Origin of the sequence: Methanoregula sp. (assembly GCF_002835825.1) — an archaeon.
In the GTDB taxonomy this organism is placed as follows: Archaea; Halobacteriota; Methanomicrobia; order Methanomicrobiales; family Methanospirillaceae; genus Methanoregula.
On record NZ_PIZH01000322.1, the window covers coordinates 1 to 2,473 of the forward strand.

General features: G+C 57.1%; 3 protein-coding genes and 1 pseudogene. All 4 read left to right on the forward strand.

The genetic code is table 11. The features are described from left to right. Window positions 1–522: 522 nt before the first annotated feature. Window positions 523–717 (forward strand): hypothetical protein, encoded by a 195-nt coding sequence (locus CW742_RS10485; protein WP_292420145.1) that lies wholly within the window; start codon window positions 523–525, stop codon window positions 715–717. Between the two features lie 109 nt (window positions 718–826). Continuing rightward, on the forward strand, window positions 827–1,741 hold the full coding sequence (locus tag CW742_RS10490) for a metalloregulator ArsR/SmtB family transcription factor (RefSeq protein WP_292420147.1): 915 nt from the start codon (window positions 827–829) through the stop codon (window positions 1,739–1,741). A 2-nt stretch (window positions 1,742–1,743) separates the two neighbouring features. Then, window positions 1,744–2,229: an ArsR family transcriptional regulator gene (locus CW742_RS10495; protein WP_292420148.1), complete on the forward strand. Its 486-nt coding sequence runs from the start codon at window positions 1,744–1,746 to the stop codon at window positions 2,227–2,229. Further along, window positions 2,226–2,473: pseudogene (locus CW742_RS10500) on the forward strand (4Fe-4S ferredoxin); the annotation flags it as partial. The gene CW742_RS10495 and the pseudogene CW742_RS10500, both read left to right, overlap by 4 nt.

A 2,473-nucleotide genomic window follows, 5' to 3' on the forward strand; every position in this document is an offset into this window, starting at 1 on the left:
GATCCGGGCCGGCTAAAATTGTGGGGGAGAAGGCCGGAGCATACCGGATCCATGAGGAGCGTGGGGGGTCGTGCGGGTACAAATCTGATCCTGCCGTGGCTCCAAAATCTCCTCCCGCATCATGCCGGTACCTGGAAGTATACGACAGAAACTGCCGGCCCCATACTCTGCTTTAGGCTCCGGAAAAACCGGTCGGCCGTGGCACAAACAACATTTGTACCCACGCGACCCCCCTCAGCGCACCGAAAACACCCTGCCATTGTGGCATGATTTACAGGAGAGAAAATATCTGAAAATCGCGATCCTGGCAAAAGGGGGGTCGCGTGGGTACAACTGTTTTGACGCCAGCCTCCTCCCGCTGATCCGGTACAGGGCCCCCAGCATTGCAGCGGTATTTTCAATCGTCCCGCCCCTCCTGATGAATGGTGAACCCTCCTGTTCTTCCCATCCGGTGCACGGGCAACCTGAACGGGCACCTGCCCGTATCGTAACCTTCATTACCCGTCCCTTCCATCGCAGTGTATGCCAGACATCGTAGCCAGCAAGAAGGTACCGGAAGGAGTTGTGGTTATGTGGGGAGAGGGCAGTTCGATAAAATCGGAAAACTTCAATTTCCAGGATTTGATCGACCAGAAAGTGAATGTTCTTGACCTGCTCGACCGGCCGATTGCGTACACGGTCGATCCAAAAAACCACAAGATCAGTCCCAAATACTGATCCCTCTTTTCCCGTTTCGGTATTGCACAATGACCCCGGGTGCTGCCATTCGCAGCTGATGCCGGGCCAAAAAGATATAAGTGTATAAGCAAACACTTATACAGATTCCATGGAGCCCTGCAAAAAGTGTCCTGAGTGCAACAATCTCTGCGAGATCGTCCCGCAGATGGCCGGGACATTCAAGGCGCTCGGGGACCTGACCCGGCTCCAGATCATCTACATCCTTTCAACGGACACGAGCGGGACGCTCGGTGTCAGCGAGCTTGCCGGCAGGTTGAATATCTCCCAGCCCGCTGTCTCGCAGCACCTGAAAACGCTGAAGAGCGAGGGGCTTGTCGGGTCGCGCCGGGACGGCTTCTATGTCTATTACACGGTCAACCGCGAACGGATGAAGAAGTTCCGGGACCATTTCGAGCTGATGTATGCAAGCGTGATGCAGCAGTGCAGCCGCGAGATGGTACGGAAGGCAACGCCCGGCCGGAGCGTCCGGGCCTGTGTCATCTTCTACTCGTATTCCGGGATCACAAGGCGGGTGGCCGGGGGGATCCGGAACGCGAGCGGCTGCGATCTCATCGAAGTCCGGACCAGGGCACCGTACTCTTCGTTCACCGCATATACAAAAGGGGTCCTCCGCTCCCGGAAGGGTGCCTGCGACCCGATTGAGCCGGGCGAGATCGATGTCTCGGACTATGATCTCCTGATCATCGGGACACCGGTCTGGGCCTGGAAGCCTTCACCGGCAATCAACGCGGCGGTGAAAGCCCTCCGTGGCTGCGAGGGGAAGATGGCCGTGATCTTTTCGACCTGCAACAACCAGCCGGGAGAAGCTCTCCACATTCTCCGGAGATCGCTTGAGGCGCGGTGCGTCACGGTAATGGCGGAGATCAGTCTTAACCAGGAGGACACAAAGAACCCGGATGCCGGCGGGGAACTGCTCCGGCAGATCATTACGGCCAACCCGCTCCGGGGAATGTCCGGGAGCGGAACAACAGAAGGAAAAGAAACCAGCAGGATGGATGTGTGAGTATGAAGCTGACAATTATCTGTGCATCGTATACGGGAACAACGTATGGAATTGCCGAACAAATCCGGAACGCCTGCGGGGGTGAGATCATCGAGATCCAGTCAAAGGATCTCCTGTCCCGGGTTGTCGCCTTTATGGGACGCCACTCGCCCGGCATGAACGTGCGGGAGAGTGGATCCCTGCCGGAAAAAATCGATCTCTCCGGTTCTGACCTTGTCGTGATCGGGACGCCCGTCTGGGGCGGCAAACCTGTTCCAGCGATTCGGAAAGCCTTTGCCGTGCTCACAGGATGCAAAGGGAAAAAGGCAGTGATCTTTGCCACCTGTGGTGAGAATCCCGGTACGACCCTCCAGATCCTGGAAAAAGACCTTGCGGCAAAAGGCATGACCATTGCCGGGCAGTTCTCCCTGAAGAAAAAGGAGATTGAAGATGGCACGCTCGTAGCCGCACTTATCGCAAAAGTACAGGAGGCGGCAGATCCAGCATGAGAACAGTCCTCTATTATTTCACCGGCACCGGCAACTCGCTGGCTGCTGCAAAAAAGATCGCTCTGGCACTGGGAGAGACCGAGCTTGTACCGATCGCATCGCTTCAGGGTGCCGAGGGGGATATCGTTCCGGCAGCGGAGCGCGTCGGGATCATCGCACCGGTGTATTTTATTGGGCTGCCGCTCATGGTGGCGGAATTTGCCGGGCGCCTGGATGCGGCAACGGCCAAGTACCTCTTCTGTGT